Source organism: Pseudarthrobacter sp. Hb11, from assembly GCF_059383655.1.
The window spans coordinates 235468-256654 of sequence record NZ_JBWZCM010000001.1; the positions used below are offsets into that span (position 1 = coordinate 235468).

The 21187-nt window shown below is 62.0% G+C and carries 27 protein-coding genes; 12 read left to right on the forward strand and 15 right to left on the reverse strand.

The window, feature by feature from the left end; genetic code table 11:
- Nucleotides 1-150: 150 nt before the first annotated feature.
- From AC50X7_RS01125 to AC50X7_RS01140, 4 genes are all read left to right on the forward strand, one after another.
- Nucleotides 151-540 carry a HesB/IscA family protein gene (locus AC50X7_RS01125; protein ID WP_104044002.1) on the forward strand — a complete coding sequence of 130 codons (390 nt, stop codon included), beginning with the start codon at nt 151-153 and terminating at the stop codon, nt 538-540.
- A gap of 188 nt (nt 541-728) precedes the next feature.
- A complete protein-coding gene (gene ctaC / locus AC50X7_RS01130) occupies nt 729-1601 on the forward strand; it encodes an aa3-type cytochrome oxidase subunit II (RefSeq protein ID WP_307095003.1) in 873 nt (290 codons plus the stop codon).
- 10 nt (nt 1602-1611) lie between these two features.
- Nucleotides 1612-3339 carry an aa3-type cytochrome oxidase subunit I gene (gene ctaD, locus AC50X7_RS01135; RefSeq protein ID WP_494977379.1) on the forward strand — a complete coding sequence of 576 codons (1728 nt, stop codon included), beginning with the start codon at nt 1612-1614 and terminating at the stop codon, nt 3337-3339.
- Complete coding sequence (locus tag AC50X7_RS01140; protein ID WP_494977380.1) at nt 3336-3737, forward strand: cytochrome c oxidase subunit 4; 402 nt, start codon at nt 3336-3338, stop codon at nt 3735-3737. The genes ctaD and AC50X7_RS01140 overlap by 4 nt, the downstream gene beginning before the upstream one ends.
- A 137-nt stretch (nt 3738-3874) precedes the next feature.
- Here the strand turns inward: AC50X7_RS01140 and AC50X7_RS01145 are convergent, their stop codons facing one another.
- Complete coding sequence (locus AC50X7_RS01145) at nt 3875-4168, reverse strand: HPr family phosphocarrier protein (protein WP_494977381.1); 294 nt, start codon at nt 4166-4168, stop codon at nt 3875-3877.
- 161 nt (nt 4169-4329) lie between these two features.
- On the opposite strand from AC50X7_RS01145, the gene AC50X7_RS01150 reads away from it, so the two are divergent.
- A complete protein-coding gene (locus tag AC50X7_RS01150; RefSeq protein ID WP_494977382.1) occupies nt 4330-5100 on the forward strand; it encodes a GntR family transcriptional regulator in 771 nt (256 codons plus the stop codon).
- Between the two features lie 124 nt (nt 5101-5224).
- On the opposite strand, the gene qcrB is transcribed toward AC50X7_RS01150, so the two are convergent.
- The 4 genes from qcrB to ctaE all read right to left on the reverse strand — a co-directional run bounded on the left by qcrB (nt 5225) and on the right by ctaE (nt 9561).
- Nucleotides 5225-6895, reverse strand: a complete 1671-nt coding sequence (gene qcrB, locus AC50X7_RS01155) for a cytochrome bc1 complex cytochrome b subunit (protein WP_494977383.1) — start codon at nt 6893-6895, stop codon at nt 5225-5227.
- On the reverse strand, nt 6873-7946 hold the full coding sequence (gene qcrA / locus AC50X7_RS01160; protein WP_307095009.1) for a cytochrome bc1 complex Rieske iron-sulfur subunit: 1074 nt from the start codon (nt 7944-7946) through the stop codon (nt 6873-6875). The genes qcrB and qcrA overlap by 23 nt, the downstream gene beginning before the upstream one ends.
- A 101-nt stretch (nt 7947-8047) precedes the next feature.
- Complete coding sequence (gene qcrC, locus AC50X7_RS01165) at nt 8048-8836, reverse strand: cytochrome bc1 complex diheme cytochrome c subunit (RefSeq protein ID WP_494977384.1); 789 nt, start codon at nt 8834-8836, stop codon at nt 8048-8050.
- An 86-nt stretch (nt 8837-8922) separates the two neighbouring features.
- The gene (gene ctaE, locus AC50X7_RS01170) at nt 8923-9561 is read right to left on the reverse strand and encodes an aa3-type cytochrome oxidase subunit III (protein WP_461190231.1); all 639 of its coding nucleotides are present in this window, start codon (nt 9559-9561) and stop codon (nt 8923-8925) included.
- A 148-nt stretch (nt 9562-9709) separates the two neighbouring features.
- On the opposite strand from ctaE, the gene trpD reads away from it, so the two are divergent.
- Nucleotides 9710-10768 (forward strand): anthranilate phosphoribosyltransferase, encoded by a 1059-nt coding sequence (gene trpD / locus AC50X7_RS01175; protein WP_494977385.1) that lies wholly within the window; start codon nt 9710-9712, stop codon nt 10766-10768.
- A gap of 7 nt (nt 10769-10775) precedes the next feature.
- On the opposite strand, the gene AC50X7_RS01180 is transcribed toward trpD, so the two are convergent.
- Both AC50X7_RS01180 and AC50X7_RS01185 read right to left on the reverse strand, forming a co-directional pair.
- Nucleotides 10776-11057, reverse strand: coding sequence for an Lrp/AsnC family transcriptional regulator (locus AC50X7_RS01180; RefSeq protein WP_139029459.1), 282 nt, complete (start codon nt 11055-11057; stop codon nt 10776-10778).
- 120 nt (nt 11058-11177) lie between these two features.
- Nucleotides 11178-11579, reverse strand: a complete 402-nt coding sequence (locus AC50X7_RS01185; protein ID WP_494977386.1) for a DUF3054 domain-containing protein — start codon at nt 11577-11579, stop codon at nt 11178-11180.
- Between the two features lie 103 nt (nt 11580-11682).
- On the opposite strand from AC50X7_RS01185, the gene AC50X7_RS01190 reads away from it, so the two are divergent.
- The 3 genes from AC50X7_RS01190 (at nt 11683) to AC50X7_RS01200 (ending at nt 12855) form a co-directional block, all read left to right on the forward strand.
- Nucleotides 11683-12081 carry a VOC family protein gene (locus AC50X7_RS01190; RefSeq protein WP_494977387.1) on the forward strand — a complete coding sequence of 133 codons (399 nt, stop codon included), beginning with the start codon at nt 11683-11685 and terminating at the stop codon, nt 12079-12081.
- Between the two features lie 69 nt (nt 12082-12150).
- A complete protein-coding gene (locus AC50X7_RS01195) occupies nt 12151-12624 on the forward strand; it encodes a VOC family protein (RefSeq protein ID WP_494977388.1) in 474 nt (157 codons plus the stop codon).
- A gap of 81 nt (nt 12625-12705) precedes the next feature.
- On the forward strand, nt 12706-12855 hold the full coding sequence (locus tag AC50X7_RS01200) for a hypothetical protein (RefSeq protein ID WP_494977389.1): 150 nt from the start codon (nt 12706-12708) through the stop codon (nt 12853-12855).
- Here the strand turns inward: AC50X7_RS01200 and AC50X7_RS01205 are convergent.
- The gene (locus AC50X7_RS01205; RefSeq protein ID WP_494977390.1) at nt 12788-13177 is read right to left on the reverse strand and encodes a glycoside hydrolase family 95-like protein; all 390 of its coding nucleotides are present in this window, start codon (nt 13175-13177) and stop codon (nt 12788-12790) included. The genes AC50X7_RS01200 and AC50X7_RS01205 overlap by 68 nt on opposite strands.
- Between AC50X7_RS01205 and AC50X7_RS01210 the strand changes: the two genes are divergently transcribed.
- Nucleotides 13142-13582 carry a DUF1016 N-terminal domain-containing protein gene (locus tag AC50X7_RS01210; RefSeq protein ID WP_494977391.1) on the forward strand — a complete coding sequence of 147 codons (441 nt, stop codon included), beginning with the start codon at nt 13142-13144 and terminating at the stop codon, nt 13580-13582. The genes AC50X7_RS01205 and AC50X7_RS01210 overlap by 36 nt on opposite strands.
- A 190-nt stretch (nt 13583-13772) precedes the next feature.
- Nucleotides 13773-14045, forward strand: coding sequence for a hypothetical protein (locus tag AC50X7_RS01215; RefSeq protein ID WP_494977392.1), 273 nt, complete (start codon nt 13773-13775; stop codon nt 14043-14045).
- A gap of 457 nt (nt 14046-14502) precedes the next feature.
- On the opposite strand, the gene AC50X7_RS01220 is transcribed toward AC50X7_RS01215, so the two are convergent.
- Both AC50X7_RS01220 and AC50X7_RS01225 read right to left on the reverse strand, forming a co-directional pair.
- A complete protein-coding gene (locus AC50X7_RS01220) occupies nt 14503-15090 on the reverse strand; it encodes a DUF1349 domain-containing protein (protein WP_494977393.1) in 588 nt (195 codons plus the stop codon).
- Nucleotides 15091-15323: 233 nt separating this feature from the next.
- The gene (locus AC50X7_RS01225) at nt 15324-16409 is read right to left on the reverse strand and encodes an ATP-binding protein (protein ID WP_494977394.1); all 1086 of its coding nucleotides are present in this window, start codon (nt 16407-16409) and stop codon (nt 15324-15326) included.
- A gap of 105 nt (nt 16410-16514) precedes the next feature.
- On the opposite strand from AC50X7_RS01225, the gene AC50X7_RS01230 reads away from it, so the two are divergent.
- Entirely contained in the window at nt 16515-16709 is a 195-nt protein-coding gene (locus tag AC50X7_RS01230; protein ID WP_494977395.1) for a hypothetical protein, read from the forward strand.
- A 297-nt stretch (nt 16710-17006) separates the two neighbouring features.
- Here the strand turns inward: AC50X7_RS01230 and AC50X7_RS01235 are convergent, their stop codons facing one another.
- The 5 genes from AC50X7_RS01235 to AC50X7_RS01255 form a co-directional block, all read right to left on the reverse strand.
- Nucleotides 17007-17150 (reverse strand): hypothetical protein, encoded by a 144-nt coding sequence (locus AC50X7_RS01235; RefSeq protein WP_494977396.1) that lies wholly within the window; start codon nt 17148-17150, stop codon nt 17007-17009.
- 185 nt (nt 17151-17335) lie between these two features.
- Nucleotides 17336-17614, reverse strand: a complete 279-nt coding sequence (locus tag AC50X7_RS01240; protein ID WP_494977397.1) for a hypothetical protein — start codon at nt 17612-17614, stop codon at nt 17336-17338.
- 138 nt (nt 17615-17752) lie between these two features.
- Complete coding sequence (locus AC50X7_RS01245) at nt 17753-18466, reverse strand: ANTAR domain-containing protein (protein WP_494977398.1); 714 nt, start codon at nt 18464-18466, stop codon at nt 17753-17755.
- A 9-nt stretch (nt 18467-18475) separates the two neighbouring features.
- On the reverse strand, nt 18476-19219 hold the full coding sequence (locus tag AC50X7_RS01250) for a GAF domain-containing protein (RefSeq protein WP_494977399.1): 744 nt from the start codon (nt 19217-19219) through the stop codon (nt 18476-18478).
- Nucleotides 19220-19711: 492 nt separating this feature from the next.
- On the reverse strand, nt 19712-21085 hold the full coding sequence (locus tag AC50X7_RS01255) for a protein kinase domain-containing protein (RefSeq protein WP_494977400.1): 1374 nt from the start codon (nt 21083-21085) through the stop codon (nt 19712-19714).
- Nucleotides 21086-21187: the final 102 nt, after the last annotated feature.

Here is a 21187-nt window from a genome sequence, read left to right on the forward strand (position 1 = left end):
GGCGGGAACAAGGAAGGGCCTTCCATGGTTACGTCAGGAGTTAGAGCTACAGGTGCGCCACGCGTAGCATGTAGCTATAGCCCATACCGAATCCGTAGGGGCAGGCACCGCTGTCGCGGAGCCGCCAGACCGTCCTAAGAAGGTAGGCCAATGAGCACCGCAACCAATGAGAACAGCACCCAGACCACCAGCGCGGCCAGTGAAGAACTTCCCGTCCACGAGGTCAACCTGACCGATGTCGCGGCAGGCAAGGTCCGCAGTCTTCTCGAGCAGGAAGGCCGCACGGATCTGCGGCTCCGGGTTGCTGTGCAGCCTGGCGGCTGCTCAGGACTGATCTACCAGCTCTACTTCGACGAGAGGCTCCTGGACGGAGACGCTGTCCGGGACTACGACGGCGTCGAAGTTGTTGTGGACAAGATGAGCGTTCCCTACCTTAGCGGTGCCAGCATCGACTTTGAGGACACCATCGCGAAGCAGGGCTTCACCATAGACAACCCGAACGCCGGCGGCTCCTGCGCCTGTGGAGACTCCTTCCACTAAGCCGGTTATTTCGCCCGACGCCGGCGCCGCGCCTCCTGCCGTTCAAAACGGATGGAGGCACGGCGCCGACGTGTGGGCGAAACGCCCGGGGGAGCGGTAAGCTCTACACCGAGTAGTAAAACTTTTAGTGTGCCCGCGGCGCCGATGGCTGCCCGGACAACAGCAGCAACAAGTAGGAAGGGCCGTCTGTGAGTTCGCAGAACCGAACCGGCAGCCGACGCAAAACGATCACCACGATCACAAGCTTGGCAATTGCCGGCGCGTTGGTTTTGACCGGATGTTCGCCAGAGGTAGAGAAAGGGTGGCTGCCCACGGAACGTGGCACCACCAGCAACAGCGACCGCATCATGGACCTCTGGGTCAACTCATGGATCGCCGCCTTGGCTGTGGGCATCATTACCTGGGGCCTGATCGTTTGGTGCCTCGTGGCCTACCGGCGCCGCAAGGGCACCGTGGGCTTCCCGCGCCAGACAAGCTTCAACCTTCCGCTGGAAGTGTTCTACCTGACCATTCCGCTCTTTATGGTTCTGGTGTTCTTCTACTTCACGGACCGTGACCAGCAGGCCATTGATGACCGGTCACAGCCCGCCGACGTCGTTGTCGATGTCCGTGGCAAGCAGTGGGCCTGGGACTTCAACTACAAGGCCGGCGACGTCATCGAAGAAGACGTCCACGAGGCAGGCGTCCAGGCGCACCTGACCGGCAACACGATCGACAAGGAACAGCTCCCCACGCTGTACCTGCCCGTCAACAAGTCCGTTGACCTCGAACTCAACTCACGGGACGTGATCCACTCCTTCTGGGTTCCCGCCTTCCTGCAGAAGCGCGACATGATCCCGGGCAAGACCAACTACATCCGGTTTACCCCCACTAAAGAGGGCACCTACGACGGCAAGTGCGCCGAGCTCTGCGGCGAGTACCACTCTGAAATGCTGTTCCGCGTCAAGGTGGTTTCGGAAGCTGAATTCCAGGCACACCTGGATGAGCTGAAGGCCGCCGGCAATACGGGCCTCCTCGGTGTGGAGTACGACCGCAACCCGAACCTGAACGAAATTAAGTAAGGGGAGCGACGTGGCTACGTACACTCAATCCGCACCCACCGGAGTTCTCACAGCTCCAGTGGTTCCCAAGTCCAAGGGACGCATCGTCGTCAACTGGATCACCTCCACCGACCACAAGACCATCGGGTACATGTACCTGATCGCCTCGTTTGTGTTCTTCTGCCTAGGCGGCGTTATGGCGCTGCTCATCCGCGCCGAACTGTTCGAGCCGGGTATGCAGATCCTGCAGACCAAAGAGCAGTACAACCAGCTGTTCACGATGCACGGCACCGTGATGCTCCTGATGTTCGCCACCCCGCTCTTCGCAGGCTTCGCGAACGTGATCATGCCGCTGCAGATCGGTGCGCCGGATGTTGCCTTCCCGCGGTTGAACGCCCTGGCTTTCTGGTTCTTCCTCTTTGGTTCCACCATCGCGGTGTCCGGCTTTATCACCCCGCAGGGTGCAGCATCCTTCGGCTGGTTCGCTTACGCTCCGCTGTCCAACACCACCTTCAGCCCCGGCATTGGCGGGGACCTGTGGGTGTTTGGCCTGGCGCTGTCCGGGTTCGGAACCATCCTCGGTGCGGTCAACTTCATCACCACCATCATCTGCATGCGCGCACCGGGCATGACCATGTGGCGCATGCCGATCTTCACCTGGAACACCCTGGTCACGGCCATCCTCGTGCTCATGGCCTTCCCGCCGCTGGCCGCGGCGCTGTTCGCCCTTGGTGCAGACCGCCGCTTCGGTGCGCACATCTTTGATCCGGAAAACGGCGGCGCAGTGCTCTGGCAGCACCTGTTCTGGTTCTTCGGCCACCCCGAGGTGTACATCATCGCGCTGCCGTTCTTCGGCATCGTCTCCGAAATCTTCCCGGTGTTCAGCCGCAAACCGATCTTCGGTTACAAAGGCCTGGTTTACGCCACCATCGCGATTGCTGCCTTGTCCGTCACCGTGTGGGCCCACCACATGTACGTCACCGGCGCGGTACTGCTCCCGTTCTTCGCCTTCATGACCATGCTTATCGCAGTCCCCACGGGCGTGAAGTTCTTCAACTGGATCGGCACCATGTGGCGGGGCTCAATCACGTTCGAGACCCCCATGCTGTGGAGCATCGGGTTCCTGATCACGTTCCTCTTCGGCGGCCTCACAGGCATCATCCTGGCCTCCCCGCCGCTGGACTTCCACGTCTCTGACTCCTACTTCGTGGTGGCGCACTTCCACTACGTGGTGTTCGGGACCGTGGTGTTCGCGATGTTCGCAGGGTTCTACTTCTGGTGGCCCAAGTGGACCGGCAAGATGCTGAACGAACGCTTGGGCAAGATCCACTTCTGGCTTCTGTTCCTCGGCTTCCACGGCACCTTCCTGATCCAGCACTGGCTTGGTGTGGAGGGCATGCCCCGCCGGTACGCCGACTATCTGGTGGAAGACAACTTCACCTGGATGAACCAGTTCTCCACGGTTGCCTCATTTGTCCTCGGTGCTTCCCTGATTCCGTTCTTCTGGAACGTCTACATCACCTGGCGCAGTGCCGAAAGGGTGCAGGTGGACGACCCCTGGGGCTTCGGCGCCTCGCTGGAGTGGGCCACGTCCTGCCCACCGCCGCGGCACAACTTCACCTCGCTGCCCCGGATCCGTTCCGAACGGCCAGCGCTGGACCTTCACCACCCCGAGCTTCGACAGGTCCACACCGTCGAGTCACCGGCTCCCGCGGCCTCCACGCTCGGTAACGCCGACCAGAAGGACACTGCACAGTGAAAATTGAGTCATGGATCTTTGGTTCCGGAGTCTTCTTCTTCGTACCTGTTTCGGTGATTTACGGTTTCCTCACCGACTGGGGTGAGTGGGTTGGTATCCTCGGAATCCTCCTGGTCGGCGGCCTGGCCGGCATGATCGGCGGATACCTCGGTTTCACCGGTAAGCGCATCGGCCTTCGCCCTGAGGACCGCAGCGATGCGGAGATCCACGAGGGGGCAGGCGAGCAGGGGCACTTCAGCCCCTGGAGCTGGTGGCCGCTGGTCCTCGGCCTGGCTTGCGCCACAGGTTTCCTGGGACTGGCAGTAGGTTTCTGGATCGTGTACATCGCGGCCGGCCTGGCGGTTGTGGCACTGATCGGCTGGGTTTACGAATACAGCCGCGGCGACCACGCCCACTAGCTAAAACGAGAACTACGACGACGGGCCCCACCTTTTGGTGGGGCCCGTCGTCGTAATCCCTGTTATTGTTCCGTGCCTGATACCTGGACTGGCAAGCCGGGTACGAGCCACAGACAGAACGGCGCCTTACACGGCTCTTATTCGGCCCCCTGTGACTCCAGCAGCTCGCCGAGCGCCCGAAGCGCCTCCTCAGCCCTGGCCTCACTCAGGGTGCCGCTGAGCGCCGAATCCTCGATGCCCAGTTCCACTTCGCAGCCATGATGAAAGTCCGCCGTCATCACTTGAAGAAGGGAGCGGGCATCCACGCCGCCGGTGCCCGATTTGGTGATGGTCACGGGAAGACCGGTATCAGTCACCGCCCTGACGAATAGTGCTGCCGGGCGTGCGTGCAGTCCGATAGGGGCTGTGACCACGGCCTTGTGTGTTGGCAACGGGACTCCTTCTTCATGACGGCCCCATCCGTCTGGTGGATTTTCCTGTCCAATATAGCGGGCTGAATGCCGGTTCCCCGAATAAGCGCGGCCACTGGCGGCCGGTGGTCTAGACCTGCCCTAAAATGGCAGGGTGAACTTAAACCCAGGGGAGACGAGCCGTGGCAGCTAGCACCGCGGCGATCGCCGGCGAAATCGACCGTACCAGCGGAACTGCGATTTATGTCCAGCTGCGCGAGATCCTCCGTACCTACATCGCCGAATCGTGCCGGCCCGGTTCCGCGCTGCCTTCTGAGCGCGACCTCGCCGAGCGGTTCGGCCTGGCGCGGATGACCGTGCGTCAAGCTATTGATGCGCTGGTAGGGGAAGAAGTCATCGAGCGGGTAGTGGGCCTTGGCACCTTCGTGCGCCGGCCAAAGCTGGACCTGCAGGTGAAGCTGACCTCATACAGCGAGGAGATGCAGCGCCGTGGCATGGTTCCTGCGGCGAAGGTTCTCAGTTTCGAACAGATCGGCGCCAGCGCTTTCCTGGCCCGCGAACTCCAGCTGGATGAGGGAACGCCTTTGGTCCGTTTCCGTCGCCTGCTTCTGGCGGACGGTGAGCCTATGAGTGTGGACGAGAACTTCATTCCTGCCCACCGTGTTCCCGGCCTGCTGGACGGGGAGCCGCCCACGTCGCTGTACAACGTGCTGAGCGAACAGTACGGCCTGGTGATGGAGTGGGGCGAGGACATGATCGAGGCGACCGCAGCTTCCCCGTCCACGGCACGGCTGCTCAACGTCGAAGTCGGCTCACCGTTGCTCAAGATCCAGCGCCACGCATTTGTCGCGCGCACAATGGTGGACTATTCCGTCTCCTATTACCGCGCCGACCGGTACAAACTGTGGGTCCCGTTGCAGCGCCCAGGTGCGCGGCGGTCCCGTAATCACTGAGCACCGCTTTGCAGGGACCATAAGTCACTTGCACGCCACAACAGCCCCTGACGCAGGGTAGCGGGAACATTGAAGGCCCGGTCCTCTCGGACCGGGCCTTCAATGTTTGAACGAAGCTCTGTGCCTAGTGGCTCAGGCTCTTCGCTGCTTCAGGAGCTTCCACTGCTGCGTGGCCGTGGCCGTGGGCCGCTTCCAGCTCGGCGGGGGTAGCCGGTGCAACACGGTCCTCGAAGAACCACTTGGAGAGGAACGCGCGGCGCTTCTCCTTGCGGGTTACTACACCGTGCTCGTTCGGTACAGCCGGAAGAACGGTCGGTGACTCGAAACCCACCAGCTTGTAGCGCTTGTACTCGTCCAGCGGTGCATGCACCTCGATGAACTCCCCGTGCGGGAGGCGGACAATACGTCCGGTTTCGCGGCCGTGGAGGGCGATCTCCCGGTCCTTGCGCTGAAGGGCCAGGGCCACCCGCTTGGTGACGAAGAAGGCGATGAACGGGCCAATGATGAACAGGGTCCGCAGCCAGTAGGTGACGTCGTTGAGTGATACGCCGAAGTGGGTGGCGATGAGGTCGGAACCTGCAGCGGCCCACATCACGCAGTACCAGACGAATCCGGCCATACCGATGGCTGTGCGCGTCGGGGCGTTGCGGGGACGGTCCAGGACGTGGTGTTCACGGTCGTCCTTGGTGATCCAGCGTTCAATCCACGGGTACATAAACATCACGGTGAACAGGATGCCGGCCGGCACGAGGGCGGGCAGCAGGACGTTGAAGCTGAAGACGTGGCCGAACCACACCTGCTCAACTTGCCAGTTCCCGAGAGTCCCCGGCATCAGGCGCAGGGCGCCGTCAACAAAACCGATGTACCAGTCAGGCTGGGTTCCGGCGGACACGGGGGAGGGGTCGTAGGGACCGTAGTTCCAAATCGGGTTGATCGTGAAGAAACCGGCCATCAGTGCCAGGACACCGAAGACGATGAAGAAAAATCCACCGGCCTTGGCAGCGTAGACGGGGCCCAGAGGGTAGCCGACCACGTTGTTGTCGTTGCGACCGGGGCCGGGGTACTGGGTGTGCTTGTGCACGACCACCATAAAGAGGTGCAGGACGATCATCAGCAGGATCAGTGCCGGCACCAGCAGGATGTGCAGCATGTACAGGCGGCCGATGATGGCAGTGCCCGGGAACTCTCCGCCAAAGAGGAAGAACGAGATGTACGTGCCGACGATCGGAATGGACTTGACCACGCCGTCGATGATGCGCAGGCCGTTGCCGGAGAGCAGGTCGTCGGGGAGGGAGTAGCCGGTGAAGCCTGCGGCCATCGCCAGGATCAGCAGGACGCTGCCCACAACCCAGTTCATTTCGCGCGGCCTGCGGAAGGCCCCGGTGAAGAAGACCCTCAGCATGTGCACGGCGATGGAGGCCACGAACAGCAAGGCTGCCCAGTGGTGGACCTGGCGCATAAACAGGCCGCCGCGGACGTCGAAGGAGATGTCCAATGACGAGTTGTACGCCACGGACATTTCAACGCCCTTGAGCGGCACATAGGAGCCGTCGTAGTGCGTCTCCGCCATGGACGGGTCAAAGAAGAATGTCAGGAATGTGCCGGAAAGCAGCAGGATGACAAAGGAGTAAAGTGCCACTTCGCCAAACATGAAGGACCAGTGGTCCGGGAAGACCTTGCGGCCGAATTCACGAAGAATTCCGGAACCGCCAACACGCGAATCGACGAAGTCGGTGATCCGGCCTGTCTTGGTTTTGGCGACGAAAGCGGGCTCAGCTGTTGACGCTGCGCTCATGCATATCACGCTCCCAGTAACTTGGTCCTACAGGTTCTTTGAAGTCGCTGGTGGCGACCAGGTAGCCCTCGTCATCAACTGCGATGGGCAGCTGAGGGAGAGGACGGCTGGCAGGGCCGAAGATCACCTTGCACTCTTGCGTGAGGTCAAAGGTGGACTGGTGGCACGGGCACAGCAGGTGGTGCGTCTGCTGCTCGTAGAGAGCAACGGGGCAGCCAACGTGGGTGCAGATCTTGGAGTAAGCAACGATGCCGTTGTAGCCCCAGTCCTCGCGGCCCGCGGAGGGGTTCAGCGATTCCGGGTCCAGGCGCATGAGCAGGACAACGGCCTTGGCCTTCTCGTTGAGCTTGCCTTCGTGAAGTTCGTTCAGGCCTTCCGGGATGACGTGGAATGCCGAACCGATGGTGACGTCTGAAGCCTTGATGGGCGTCCCGTCAGGGTCACGGGCGAGGCGCTTGAGCTTGCCTTCCGCGGGGGCCCACAAGGTGTGGGCCAGCTTGTTGTCCGGGCGCGGTCCGAGGTCGCCGAAGATGGCAACCGCCGGCAGCGGCGCGAGCGCAACTGCACCAAGGAGGGTGTTCCGGATCAGCGGACGGCGCTTGATGCCCGTCTCTTCCACGATGTCGTCGACGATCCGGACTGCCGCCTGGCGGTCCTCTTCGTAACGGATGGCGTGGCGCTCTTCGGACACTTCATGGTCCGGCATCAGGGCCTTGGCCCAGTGCACGATGCCGGTACCGATGCCGAGCATCGCGAAGGCCGTGCCAAGGCCCAGCAGCATGTTCTGGAGCCGGATGTTGGCAATGGTTGAATCAGCACCGCCCAGATCAATGGCAAAGTACGCCACCAGGAAGATCAGGGTTCCAACAACAGAGATGCCAAATAGTAAGGCGACCTGCCGTTCTGCCCGCTTTGCGGCCTTCGGGTCCGTGTCAGCCAGGCGCAAACGGTGCGGAGGAATTCCAGGGTCCTGGAACTTCTCCACCTCATTCTGACCAGCCGTAGCTACGGTGCCCGAGTGGTTCGGACTGCCGTCACTATGGTTGCCCATAATTCGCCTCATCCTTCTCTCGTCCCGGCGGGTGCCGGGTTAGTTTCTAATATCAGACTGCTGACTGATCAGCAGAAGTTGTACAACCGCTCGCGGAGGTCCTAGGACGTCCGCGAGGTCAGCCAGATGGTGAAAGCGATGATGACGCCAAGACCTGCGACCCAGACGAAGAGGCCTTCGGCCACGGGGCCGAGCGAACCGAGCTCAGCGCCGCCGGGCGAGCCGGTGGTTTCAATCTGCTTCAGGAAGGTGATGATGTCGCGCTTGCCTTCAGGGGTGATGTTGGAGTCACTGAAGACCGGCATGTTCTGGGGGCCGGTGACCATGGCCTCGTAGATGTGCTTGCCGGAGGTATCTTCCAGTGCGGGTGCGAACTTGCCCCGGGTCAGCGCACCGCCGGCGGCAGCAGCGTTGTGGCACATGGCGCAGTTGGTGCGGAAGAGTTCGCCACCGACGGCGGCATTGCCCTTTTCATCGAGCAGGCTTTCCTCAGGGATTGCCGGGCCGGCACCCAGGGATGCAACATAGGCTGCAAGCTGGTGGGTCTGCTGATCGTTGAACTGAACGGGCTTTTCCAGGGCCTGCGGGCCGTTCATCTGCATGGGCATGCGGCCTGTTCCCACTTGGAAATCAACAGACGCGGCGCCTACACCGACGAGGGACGGGCCATCAGGTGAACCGCTGGCACCCATGCCGTGGCAGGTGGCGCAGTTGGCGGCAAACAGCTTGCCGCCTTCCTCCACGTCATTTGCGCTGAAGGTGGTGGTGGAAGCCTTGGCCTCGTTGACGGTGGTGGCTACGGCGTACAGCCCACCAGTGATGAGGAGCCCCATCAGAAGCAGCGCGATTGCTGCCAGTGGGTGACGCCGCTTTTGCGAGAGTGCCTTCACGTGGTGGTTCCTTTATTCGATCCTGCGCCGGCTCCTGGAGCCGCTACCTGAAATTCTGCCTCTTGTAGAAAAAGAATCAAAGCTGGCTACTTGAGTACGTAGATGACCAGGAAGAGGCCGATCCAGACGACATCCACGAAGTGCCAGTAGTACGAGGTGACAATTGCAGACGTTGCTTCGAAGTGCCCGAACTTCTTCGCGGCAAAGGAACGGCCCATGATCAGGAGGAAGGCCACCAGGCCGCCGATCACGTGGAGGCCGTGGAACCCGGTGGTCATGTAGAAGGCTGAACCGTAGGCGTTGGAGGAGAGCGAGACGTGCTCGGAAACCAGCATCGCGTATTCCGTGGCCTGGCCGGCAACGAAGAACGCCCCCATCAGGAAGGTCAGGGTGAACCATTCGTTCATGCCCCAGCGGGCGAACTGGAAGGCCCCTCCGGTTCGCCGAGGCTGCAGCCGCTCGGCGGCGAATACGCCCATCTGGCACGTGAATGAACTTGCCACGAGGACGATCGTGTTGGCGAGCGCAAAGGGAAAGTTGAGCTTGGCTGTCTCAGCCGCCCACATTTCACCGCTAGTTGAGCGCAGAGTGAAGTACATGGCGAAGAGACCGGCGAAGAACATCAACTCGCTGGACAGCCACACTACGGTTCCAACGGAAACCATATTGGGGCGGTTCAGCGTGGGGTGCGCCGGGGAACTGGGGGCATGGGTCGCAGATGTCACATAGACATTATGTCTGTAAAAGTCCGTGCTGCCCAACGCAAACCGCCTTTTGGGGGGACTTTTTCTACAAAGACGCGAAATCGCCCCAAAAAGCTCCTCCGACCGTTCACATTGGTCACGCCCGGCCATCCCTCGATAGCATCAGCAGGTGACTTCACAGGCATCTGCAGCGTCGGCGGACAACACTTGGCCGCGGCTGATCTCCGCACTGATCAATGGCAAGGACCTCACGGCGGACAGCACCGCCTGGGCCATGGACACCATCATGTCCGGTGAAGCGACGCCCGCCCAGATTGCGGGATTCCTGGTTGCCATGAGCGCCAAGGGTGAGACCGTTGCGGAGCTCTCAGGCCTGGTGGATGCCATGCTTGCCCACGCTAATCCAGTCTCAATCACGGGTGAGAAGCTGGACATCGTCGGGACGGGCGGTGACCAATTGAACACTGTCAACATCTCCACCATGGCGGCGCTGGTGGCTGCCGGAGCAGGCGCCAAGGTGGTTAAGCACGGCAACCGGGCGGCGTCGTCGTCGTCCGGTTCGGCAGATGTGCTGGAAGCCCTGGGCGTCCGCCTTGACCTGTCTATCGAACAGGTGGCGCGCAATGCGGAGGAGGCAGGAATCACGTTCTGCTTCGCCCAGGTGTTCCACCCGTCCTTCCGCCACACCGCCGTACCGCGGAAAGAGCTGGCCATACCCACAGCCTTCAACTTCCTCGGCCCGCTGACCAACCCAGCCAAAGTCCAGGCCTCCGCAGTTGGGGTTGCCAACGCCAGGATGGCGCCGCTGGTGGCGGGTGTCCTGGCCCGGCGTGGGAGCCGTGGCCTGGTGTTCCGCGGAAACGACGGGCTCGACGAACTGACCACCACTGGTCCCTCTACCGTCTGGGAAATCCGCGACGGCGCTGTGGCTGAGATGACCTTCTCGCCGTCGGACCTCGGAATCAAACCGGCAACCGTGGAGCAGCTCCGCGGCGGTGACGCGCAGGCCAACGCCGCCGTGGTCCGCGAGGTCCTCGCGGGCAAGGAAGGTGCGGCACGCGATGCCGTTCTCCTGAATGCCGCAGCCGGCCTCGTGGCATTCGACACCAGTGCAGACGGTCCGTTCCTCGACCGCATGCAGAAGGCATTCAGCCGTGCAGCCGAATCCATTGGGACGGGCGCTGCCGCGGCCGTCCTCGAGAAATGGGTGTCGCTGACCCGCCGGTAATTCCCGGCTACTGCTCAAAGCCCAGGGCGAAGGCTGCGTCCAGATCGTGCTGGGAGTACGCGCGGAACGCGATGTGCGTTGTTGTGTGCACCACAGCAGGTACCTTGGACAGGCGGTCCGCAATCACGTCCGCCAGGTCCTCATGCCGGGGCACCCTTGCCACCGCAATCAGGTCCCATTCGCCGGTGACCGAGTACACCTCGCTGATGCCCTCAATCGCGGAGATCTCCTCAGCCGTTTCAGGAATGCGGGCAGCGTCAGTCTTGATCAGAACGAATGCGGTGATCACGATAAATCCTTCCGGATCTGTTGCGCCGTAGCAGAGCCCGGCAAGCTTTCAGTGCTGCCAGCCTATTACATCCGGGCGCGCTGCCGGCCGGCCCTCCAGCCACCCCCCAGCTGACTTTTCTCAGGCGCTCCTCAGCCGCCTGGCCCCTGCCCACGCCAGCCGCCACCCCACCAGCAGCAGCCCCAGGCTCAGCAACGCCACGATGATAAACGGCAGCACCACGGTCTGTCCGGTCAGCAGGCGGAGCACCATGCCCCCCACCAGGGCTCCAAGCCATACCGCCAGCCCGGTCCGGTGGACGGACAGCGGGTTCCGCCATGCCCTTGAAACCAGCCATCCAAGCGCTGCCCCGGCCAGGAAGGGCCAGGCGGTCAGCAGGACGCCGGTAACCACGTCGCCGCGCTGGTGCGCATCACGTCCGACGGCGGCGAACACCAGGATGAGCACGGCGTCGGCAATGGCTGCGGCGGCTATGTGGGGTCGCGGAGATGAAGGAAGGGGCCGCTGAATCGAAGGCGTCATGGCTTCGAGCCTAGCAACGCAACGGGAGGGGCTTCCGGTCGGACCCTTGCCCGCTCCTCGATGTTTGGGCAGGCTGGACAGACAAGGGACGGAAGGAGGCACCATGCGGTTGATTCAGGTTGCCCAGTACGTGGAAGATCTCCGCCGGGCAGCTGCGTTTTACGCCGAACTGCTGGCGGTGCAACCCACTGCGGTGTTCGATCCGCCCGGCCTTGTCTTCTTTGACCTGGAGGGCGTGCGGCTGCTGCTGGAACCGGGCGCCCCGCGGGCTCTCCTGTACCTCCACGTTCCCGATGTCAGGGCGTCCGTGAACGAACTCCAAGCCAGGGGAGTGGAAGTGGTGGATGCGCCGCAGGTGATTTACAGCCATACTGACGGCCGCCTGGGACCGGCGGGTACGGATGAGTGGATGGCATTTATCCGGGACAGCGAAGGCAACACGCTGGGGCTCGTCAGCCAGCTGGCTACCGGACAACCGGCCTCCGGAGGGCCCGGCGCCTGAAACCCCTGCGCTGATTACCGTTGTCCAGCCGTGGCTGCAGCACTAGGCTCAAGCCCGAAGGGAGCAACTATGCCACGCACCATCGGGACATGCCTCTGGTTTGGGAACCAGGCGGAAGAGGCCGCACAGTTCTACACCTCGGTGTTTGATGATTCGAAGATATCGAACGTTTCGCGGTTTGGCGAAGGTGCGCCGGGTCCGGCAGGCCAGGCCATCGCCGTCGAGTTCGAGCTGGAAGGCCGCGGTTTCACGGCGCTCAATGGTGCGCGGGGCTCCAGTTTCACCGAGGCTGTTTCGTTTGTGGTCAATTGCGAGGACCAGGACGCTCTGGACCGCCACTGGACGGCACTGGCCGACGGCGGCAGCGAAAGCATGTGCGGCTGGCTCAAGGACCGCTTCGGAGTGTCCTGGCAGATCGTTCCGTCTGTACTGGGCTCCTTGATTGCGGGACCCGATCCGCAGGGTTCGCAACGGGCGATGCAGGCGATGCTGGGAATGCGAAAGCTGGACATCGGAGAGCTGCAGAAGGCATACGACGGCTGACATCGGCGCTGCTGCTCGTGTCTGAATACCCGCTCCTGTCCGGGGAACGCTCCCGGACATCTGGCGGTAGCATCAGGTCAGATGAATAAACCGTTGTGGATTTGCTGCCTCCTGGGCGCCGCCGTCGGAATCACTTTGGGCCTTGCCGTCTTCGACAGCCCGTTTATCGGCTTCGCCCTGGGATTGGGCGTTGGTGCTGTTGTGGGCGCTGCAATCGGGCCGCGGCGCTGACCTGACCGTGCCCCTTGCAGGAAGTCACCGCTGCAGCGTTCCGCGGTGTCATTGAAAGTTCGACGGCGGCGCCGTGCTCCCAGCGAATTGCCACGGTGATACCTGGCCGGGCAACCAGCCCGCTGACGCTGCCCGGGGCAAACTCCGCCGGGAACGCAGGCAGCACGTGCCGTTCTCCCGCGTGGCACTGCAGAAGCATCTCCGTGACTACTGCGATGAACCCGAGCTTTCCGTCCACCTGGAAGGGTGGGCGCGCCGCGAATAGATTCGGATACAGGCCGCCGGAGTGGTTCACGGCCGTCGTGGCGACGGGCCTGAACATAAGGCGCAGCAAATCCGCCACCCGGCCGGGTTCCCGGAGCCGGCCTTGGACGCTGAAGGGTGGGGGAGTGGGGTCATGGGCAGGCTGGTCGAAGACCTGGGCGCAGAGTTTCCCGACATGAAGGGCTTGTCACGGTCGAACCTGCAGTACATGCGCAGCTTCGCTGAGGCCTGGCCTGCCTTCGATCCAAATGTCCCACAGGCTGTTGGACATTTGCCGCGGGGTCACATTCGCACCATCATCGACAAACGCCTCGAGCCGGAGGCAAGGGACTCGTACGCCGCCGCTGCCGCCCACGGATGGTCCCGTAACGTCCTCATGAACATGATCATGAACAAAACCCTGGAACGCACAGGTACGGCGCCTTTCGCAGTCAAGTACCGTCCGGTCGAAAAACGATGCTGACGCCTTGATGGCTGCTCTCTTTGGCCAGGCGTGCGTGATTCGAGGTCTTCAGCTGGTTTTGGGTTCTTATTTTCAGCAGTGCCACGTGAGGCTCGACTCTCTTGGAGCGAAAAAGGAATAGGGAAGCCTTCCAGCGCCTTGTTGCTGATGGGGCCGCTTACCGTTGGCTGCCTCATTCGAAAGGACCCTCTTGCCCACAGCTTTCATTCCCTTCACCATGCGCGCCTCAGCCCGTAATGACCACCGCGGCACCTTCCGCACTGACATTGAACGACTGGGCGCCGGACACCGGCACTGGGCGCCACTTGACGTGCTCAGGTCGACGAATACCCAGGCTGTTTTCCGCGGTGCCGTCCCGAAGGGCGCACACACCGCAACTGATGCGAGCCTCGCACGTTTCCTCCAGGACCGTCTTGCCACTGTGGACATCCATCTGGACCTCAGCGTAACGATCGAGCGATAGCCGGCCCCAAAGCCCCGGACCACGGTCCGGGGCTTTTCCTGTGCCCGTTATAGTCACGAGTCCGGTTGGGCCAAAGGAAGGGCCAAAGGAGCAACGATCGGCGTGGCGTTAGAATAGGGCGAAATTTCCCTTTTATTGACAGTTGGCCATGATGTTCTCACACTCTGACAGTCGAATGGCAGGAAACCGAGGTGCGGTAGCCCGAGAATCATCTAAATAGGCCAAAAATCGGGACTCGAGAGACTCGCTTGCGGCAGGAGCTGACGAATTCCCCTCTGTTGCGACTCGACAGGTGTCTGAGAACAAGACCGAAGCCCCGCCGGCCAGGTGAATCCTCCCCTGCGAGACCGCCTTACGTCAGGCTGGGGTGTACCCCCAACACACAACCTAAACGGGAACGAGGCCACTCCGGGGTTCTTTTCGCGGACTGCTCCGGCAACCCTGTTTCTTAGTACGCCTAAGCCTCGGGGTGCAAGCTCTCGTCCGGGGCAGTCATTCGCCAGGACGTGAAGTGCACGGTGAGGTTATCGCGCGAAGGGGCGCAGCAGAACGGCCCTGCGGAGACGACAGCTTCCGGGTCAAGAGGCGCTACCCGCACCAGCCGCCATGGCTCGTAATCAACCCGAGCCCGGACGGTCAGGGCGTTGCCGGACCTACTGGCCCGGACAGTGACGTGCCGGCCGTCCCAGCCGGGAACCGGGGACAGGGACCAGTCAGATACGCCACGCGTCACGACCGCGCCGAGGCTTTCCTCGCCGTCGCTCCACTCGATGCCCGTCTTGATCCATGTCGTGTCATCGACACGGACGAAGATCCCGGCTTGGTCGAACTGGGCCGAGAAATCGAGATGGAAAGACACCTCCATGGCAGTGTCCTGCTCGAAAGGGGCGAGGAGGGCGTGTTCGGTGTCGTGAATGAATCCGTACGAAGTGACGCGCCAGGCGTCACTCTTCTCGATTGCGGTTACCCTCATGCCGTCGTCGGCAAGCTCGAAATGCGCGGGTTCCGTAGTCCAGGTTCCCTCGGTCCAGGCAATATCAGTCATCGTGTCAAGTCCCTTCTTGTCGGCATGGGATGCGGGGTCAGCACCCATTGAGGAAATTGCCGTACCGCGCCGAGACGAACGCAATGAGGCGGAAAAAGGTTTCACAACCATCGCCGACCGGGGACGGAGCCTTCAGGCTAGTCTTCAGCAGATTTGCTTCGCGTACGCCGTGGCCACGGAAGCGACCACTCCCCGGGCCTTTCAAAAGGGCCGATAATGGAGATTCTGTCAATCTACTCGCGGAGGTATTGGCGGAGTCCGGGGATTGCGAAGTCGACTTTTCCGTAGCCGGCGGACTCGATCAGGCCTGCGGCGATGAGCCTGTTCCGGTACTTGGAAATGACGTTGGGTTTGGCTTTGAGGATGGCGCCGATCTGGCCGGCTGCTGAGGATCCGTCCTGGGCGGCCATCGCGTTCAGGAACTCGCGGTCTCTGTCCGAGATGTCCGACAGTGCTGACTCGACGACCACCAAGGTGTTCCGTCGTTGGGCAGCAGCGATTCCACGCTGAACGCCGGTTTGGTCGAGTCTCCATCCTGCCTTGTCGGCTTCCAGCCAGAGGTAGTAGCCAACCAGTTGGATCAGGAAGGGATACCCTTCAGTGGCTTCGGCAGCCTCAGTGACGAGGTCGGGGGAGATGCTGATGCCTCCCTGACTGAAGAGCTCGCTGTACGAGGCGGTGACTTCGGCGATGGCGGCTTCGTGGAGATTGATCCTGTCGGCCCGCCGCAGGAAGGTGGCTACGCCTTCATTGAGGAGGTCGGACACGGCGGATGGCAAGCCGGCGAAGATCAGGCCGATGGGCAGCCCGTCGCGGATGAAGTGCTGAACGTCGGCGGCCAGCTGGGCGATCTCCGCCCTGTCGACGGCATGGATCTCGTCGATAGTGATAACGAGTCCGGTGCTCTTGGAATCGAGCAGGCGCAACAGTTCGTTCCCGGTCCGGCGCCAGTCAACGGACCGTTCCGGAGGGAGTTGGGTTGTCAGACCGAACCCGGCAGCGGAGAAAGCGGTGATCTTCCGGGATGGAGGCCCGTCCCCGAGTTCGTCGAGGAGGCGGAGCATGTCATCGCCGACTCCGGCGAGGAAGCCGGGTGTGGCGGTCCGGGAGATCACGGCCCAGCCGTGATTTCTGGCGATTCCTTCGGCTTCGCTCAGCATGACCGTCTTGCCGATGCCTCTGGAGCCGGTGATGATGGTCAAGAGCCCGGGCGCTCCGGAACCCTGCTGCAGGCCGTATTCGAACTCGTCCAGCAGCCCGGCCCGGCCTACCAGTTCGGGAGGTGTTGCCCCGGCCGTCGGCTTGAAGGGGTTCTGCACGGCACCCTCCTTGGGTGAAAGTGGGTGAAACTGGTGAAAGTGGTGAAACTCCTGCCACGATAGGCCGATCCTTGGATCAGAGGCAAGACCGGTTCAGGGGAGGCGGTGTCTGGGCCAGGAAACGAGGCCATCCTGCGGCTGGGCCTGCACCGACTGCCAGCAAAAGACTTCCCGCACCTGCGGAGGCTGGGTCCGGTCCTCACGGAATATGACGGCGCCGCCGAACTCGATCAGGGGCTCAGCATCCTGCTCAGCGGCCTCAGCAACCAGCTAACTACCCGTTCGCAACATCATTTTTGAACTAGGCCGGTACCATGTTCAGCTGTCCCGCAATGTCTGTTCCCGCCGATCCAGTGTGCGGGTCCTTTGCTGCGTGGGTTACGTGCACCTCAGGTACGCGCACCTGGTCAATGGCCACGTCGAACCTTGGCGGCCTTCCCCAAGTGGTCAGGCTTGTGCCCATCCCGCAACCACGTCAATGCCGACACCGCGGCGGAGGGTTGCGGGGGCAAACTTCCTTTGTTGCGAGGAGCAGATCCTGACAGATCAGGAAGCGATAAGGCGGGGTACCTGTTCTTCCGCTGGTGGTGGAAGTGGTCAGACTGTTGCCGGATAGCTGGCCAGGATGTAGTCGGTGGCTGCCGGTCCTGTCATGCGTCGTTGGTTTCGGCCCGGGTTGACCCCGCAGCGTCTCATGGCGGACCGGAAGGCGATGTCCTCGACAGGGGAGATGTCGTTCAACAGGCACCAGCTTATGTACAGGCCATAGAAGCAATCCGCTTCCAAGGCACGGTAAGTTGTATCCGCGACTGTGGCCTCGAGAAGGAACCGGTCAAAATGCCTGATCTCCGTCGAGGTTTCATTCCGCGAGGACATTGCGACAAAAATATCTGTTGCCGGCCGTTGCGCGGTTCCCTCGGCCGCTGTCATTCGGAGCGGCGATCGGGATAGGTGAGGGAATCGGTGGCATCGAGGACTTCAAGCGATGTCATGCGTGCCGCATTCGCGACGTCTTTGATGCGGGCTCCGCGCGTGATGGCGCTTGCCACCGCTGCCTGAAGTTCGGGCGCGGAATGTTCGTGTTCGAAGTCTGCGGAGAAGTTAAGCGCAGCTGCTTCTTCGACCGCCCGCAGCGGATCAGTAGTCACATCGTGCGCTGATGTCGGCAGGAAGGCATTCGGCATGCTCGGGTGGTTTCGTTGCATCAGGGCCCCTCCGGAAGTCGCACACATATAGGGCGCTGCCGGGGTCCGGGGCAACACACGTAATCTTAGGGGCAAAGGCAGTATCTGAAAAGGCGGCGGCGGGAAGTGCTGTCCGACCGCCCAGCGGCCCACCGTGGGCTAAAGACGAAGAGTCTGTTCGATGACTTGAGTAGCCGTGTCATTCAACGTTTGGTTGTTTGAACGGGCAAAACTCCGTAACCGCTTGAACGCCTCGTCCATGTCCACTCCGGAGGTGTAGGCGATCACACCCTTGGCTTGCTCAATCAGAACCCGGCCGTTCAATGCACGCTGCAGCTGTTCATTGACGATCGCCGATTCCCTGATCGTCCGCTCCTGCAGGATGCTGATCGTGGCCACATCCACCAGCGCCTGGCCGATCGCTACATCTTCGTCGGACAGGCCGCCGGGTTTCTCGCCAAAAAGCCCCATAGCTCCAATGGTTCGGCCATGAACGCGCATCGGCAGGGCATGGACCGAACGGAATTCCTGGGAAAGCGCGGCCGCCTGAAATTCCGGCCAGCGGCCGGTCAGGGCTTTTATGTCTTCCACGACAACGAGCGTGCCGGTACTGTAACTTTCCACGCAGGGCCCTGACCCGGCCCGGAGCTGGAGGATTTCGACGAGCTGGCTGCGTTCGCTGGTCGAGGCCAGGAGCTGAAGTTCGCCGTGCGGATCGGCAAGAAGCAGACCCGCCGCGGCCGCGTCCAGCAGGTCGACGGTGGCCTCGACTAGGGCGTGGAGGAGATCCAGCACGTCGTAGTCAGCGACCAACGTGTCCGTAATCTTTACGAAGGCCGCGCTGACCCGTTCCGCACGGCTCTTGGTCACCATGCGGCAAGTTTACTGCAGCGGAGAGTTGTCGTTCCCGTCATTTTCCGGGGCAAAACTCAGGTGGCCCTCCAACACTGCCGAAGCAGCTTCCCGCAGCGGCATTCCATTGGCAAATGCGTGGGCGCGCAGCAGCAGCAGCGCTTCGGCGGCGGTTGTTCCTGCTTGCGCCAGCACCATGCCAGTTGCTTGATGGATTTCCCGCCGCGACATCATCCCGTTGTGCTCAGACGGATCCGTCTCGGGCGAGTCCGCCTCGAGAATTCGCCGCAGCAGGTACCAAGCGGTGTGACCGGCAAGCACCAACGCCCTCGTATGGTCGTGGTAGCTGAGGCTGCCGGGTTTCATGCTGTAAAGCTCTACGACTCCCACCTCCAAGGCGCCAAGATTCAACGGAAAAACAAACATCGCGGCGACCCCTGTATCCAGGACTGCCTTATCAAAAACCGGCCACGAGTACTGATGAGAATGGACGTCGGAGACGAGGACAGGTAGCCGCGTTCGGAGCGCCTCCCACCGGGGACCTTCCCCGAGGTCAAATTGCAACTCATCCAAGCGGGCCGCCAACTCGTCGCTGGCCGAGACAAGGGACGCCGCTGGGGTGCCGCTGAACATGGATACGGCAACGCCGGTTACCGGCAGCTGCTCGAGAAACGGGGCACACAAGTTGGTGCTGTCCGGCCCGGCCCCAGCTAATCCGCCCGGCTCAACCACCGGCCACCAAACCCCGACCAAGCGCATGCGGGCCCACACCATATACATCATCCATGATGAGCCTTAAATCCCCGACATCCTCCCGCGACGGACGGGTGCGTAAATGAAACCGCGTAGACGGCGGTTACGGCCAAGGATAGACCCGGCAGCAAAACTTCGCAGTCTGAGCCAATCCCGCAAGTTTACCGCGCACCCCGAAGACCAACTCTCTCAACCTGGAATCAGATTGTGGCATGGCGCGCATAGGGCGCCCTGCCGGCAGCGGTGTGCAGCGCTACACATGAAACGCACGCTGCAAGGGTTCCGGCACCCCCTCTGGTCGCCCCGGTTAGAGCCGATAGTTTATCTTCGCAACCTGCATCTTCTTGCAGGCGCTCCATGCGAGTGGGGCCGCCAACACGCCTACAATTCCCTGGTGGTCCGTGTAGCGGAACCCCGGCCAAGAGCGGTAGGACAACAAAGGTGCCAGCGGGGGAGTGGTTACGTCCATGAGCTGCCAGGCGGATTTTCGAAGTCGACTAAGTCAGTTGCCCATTAGTGCAGGTTGAGGCTCCGTCTGGTCTGCAGCCGGAGTTCCAGGTCGTTCATGACGATAGCTGCCAGGTTTTCGAGCGTCTGGGTGTCTTCACTGCTGAATTCTCTTGGCTTTTGGTCCAGTATGCAGAGGGTGCCGAGGTTGTAGCCATCAGGCGTGCGGAGCGGCACGCCAGCGTAAAACCGCATGCCCGATTCCCCCGCGACCAGAGGGTTAGCCAAGGTGCGTGGATCGGTGGCAGCGCTTTCTACAACCCATGCATGGTCCTGAAGGATGGCTGAGGCACAAAGTCCGGGATCCCGGCCGATCTGCTCAATGTCGGTGCCGTGCCGCGCCTTGAACCAGATGCGGTCGTGGTCAACGATGCTGACAATGGCGACCGGGACCGAAAACAAACGCGCGGCAACGGCCACAACCTTGTCAAAGGTCCCGTCGGGGAGCGTGTCCAGGATTCGGTACCGGTGAACGGCCCTCATCCTGGCCTCTTCGTTCTCTACAGATTCCACGGATCCGGTACGGCGCCTGCCTGAACTGCTGGCGATTTCCTGTCGTAATGCCAATGACACTTCCAGAGCCGCCGGGCGGGCGGCAGGATCGCGGGCAAGCATAAAGGTCAGCAGTCTGACCCACTTGGGTGCGATGTCAGCCGGGATCTGGGGATCACGCAGCAACCGTGCCAGTGCTGACTGGATAGGTGCGCCCGGGTAAGTCACCTTCCCGGTCAGTCCTTCCAACAGCACGAGGCCAAGCGCATAGACATCGCCGGCCGCGCCTGATGGTTCACCAGCCGCCTGTTCCGGACTGAGGTAATGGGGAGTGCCGGACGAATCCCCTTCGAAGGTTTCGTGACCTTCTCCCAGCAACAGAGCGACACCAAAGTCGCTGAGCTTTGCTCGGTTTCGGCTCTCGCCGCCGGTGCCTTCGACGAGCAGGACATTCGCGGGTTTGACGTCCCGGTGCACGATGCCGTGGTGGTGGATGTAAGCCAAGCCATCAGCCAGATCCTGCCCGATAGCAGCCATCCGTGCGGCCGACATCGGACCGGAAGCACCCCTGCTCCGGAGGTCAGGGCCCCGAACGAGTTCCATCACCAAGTAGCTGCGCGGATCCTGCGGATCACTTAGATCTGCACCGGCGTCGAGAAGGGTCACAAGCGCCGGGTGGCTCATCCCCGCCAGGATGCGCACCTCCGCTTCCTGCCGGCGGACCTGCTCCAGGTCACCGTCGTGCCGGCGGAACACTTTCACCGCAACGTCCCGCCGAAGTAACTCATCAACGGCACGGTAGACGCTCGACTGCGCTCCCACACCAATCAATTCGTCGATCCGGTACCGGCCGCTGAGCAGGTACCCGCTCTGTATCGACCCTGCCATCATCATCCTTACGTCCTGGATTCATCACCGGGCGTGCAGACGTCCTCGGCTCTCCGCCTCAGCGGTCCGCGGGAGACCGACCGTGGCCGGTAGGGACTGATA

What these genes read in the sequence shown, in the direction of transcription:
- AC50X7_RS01125 (WP_104044002.1), top strand. Translation starts at nt 151, where the DNA reads ATGAGCACCGCAACCAATGAGAACAGCACCCAGACCACCAGCGCGGCC.
- qcrB (WP_494977383.1), bottom strand. Translation starts at nt 6,895, where the DNA reads ATGAGCGCAGCGTCAACAGCTGAGCCCGCTTTCGTCGCCAAAACCAAG.
- qcrA (WP_307095009.1), bottom strand. Translation starts at nt 7,946, where the DNA reads ATGGGCAACCATAGTGACGGCAGTCCGAACCACTCGGGCACCGTAGCT.
- AC50X7_RS01185 (WP_494977386.1), bottom strand. Translation starts at nt 11,579, where the DNA reads ATGACGCCTTCGATTCAGCGGCCCCTTCCTTCATCTCCGCGACCCCAC.
- AC50X7_RS01190 (WP_494977387.1), top strand. Translation starts at nt 11,683, where the DNA reads ATGCGGTTGATTCAGGTTGCCCAGTACGTGGAAGATCTCCGCCGGGCA.
- AC50X7_RS01195 (WP_494977388.1), top strand. Translation starts at nt 12,151, where the DNA reads ATGCCACGCACCATCGGGACATGCCTCTGGTTTGGGAACCAGGCGGAA.
- AC50X7_RS01200 (WP_494977389.1), top strand. Translation starts at nt 12,706, where the DNA reads ATGAATAAACCGTTGTGGATTTGCTGCCTCCTGGGCGCCGCCGTCGGA.
- AC50X7_RS01205 (WP_494977390.1), bottom strand. Translation starts at nt 13,177, where the DNA reads ATGTTCAGGCCCGTCGCCACGACGGCCGTGAACCACTCCGGCGGCCTG.
- AC50X7_RS01220 (WP_494977393.1), bottom strand. Translation starts at nt 15,090, where the DNA reads ATGACTGATATTGCCTGGACCGAGGGAACCTGGACTACGGAACCCGCG.
- AC50X7_RS01240 (WP_494977397.1), bottom strand. Translation starts at nt 17,614, where the DNA reads ATGCAACGAAACCACCCGAGCATGCCGAATGCCTTCCTGCCGACATCA.
- AC50X7_RS01245 (WP_494977398.1), bottom strand. Translation starts at nt 18,466, where the DNA reads ATGGTGACCAAGAGCCGTGCGGAACGGGTCAGCGCGGCCTTCGTAAAG.
- AC50X7_RS01250 (WP_494977399.1), bottom strand. Translation starts at nt 19,219, where the DNA reads ATGGTGTGGGCCCGCATGCGCTTGGTCGGGGTTTGGTGGCCGGTGGTT.
- AC50X7_RS01255 (WP_494977400.1), bottom strand. Translation starts at nt 21,085, where the DNA reads ATGGCAGGGTCGATACAGAGCGGGTACCTGCTCAGCGGCCGGTACCGG.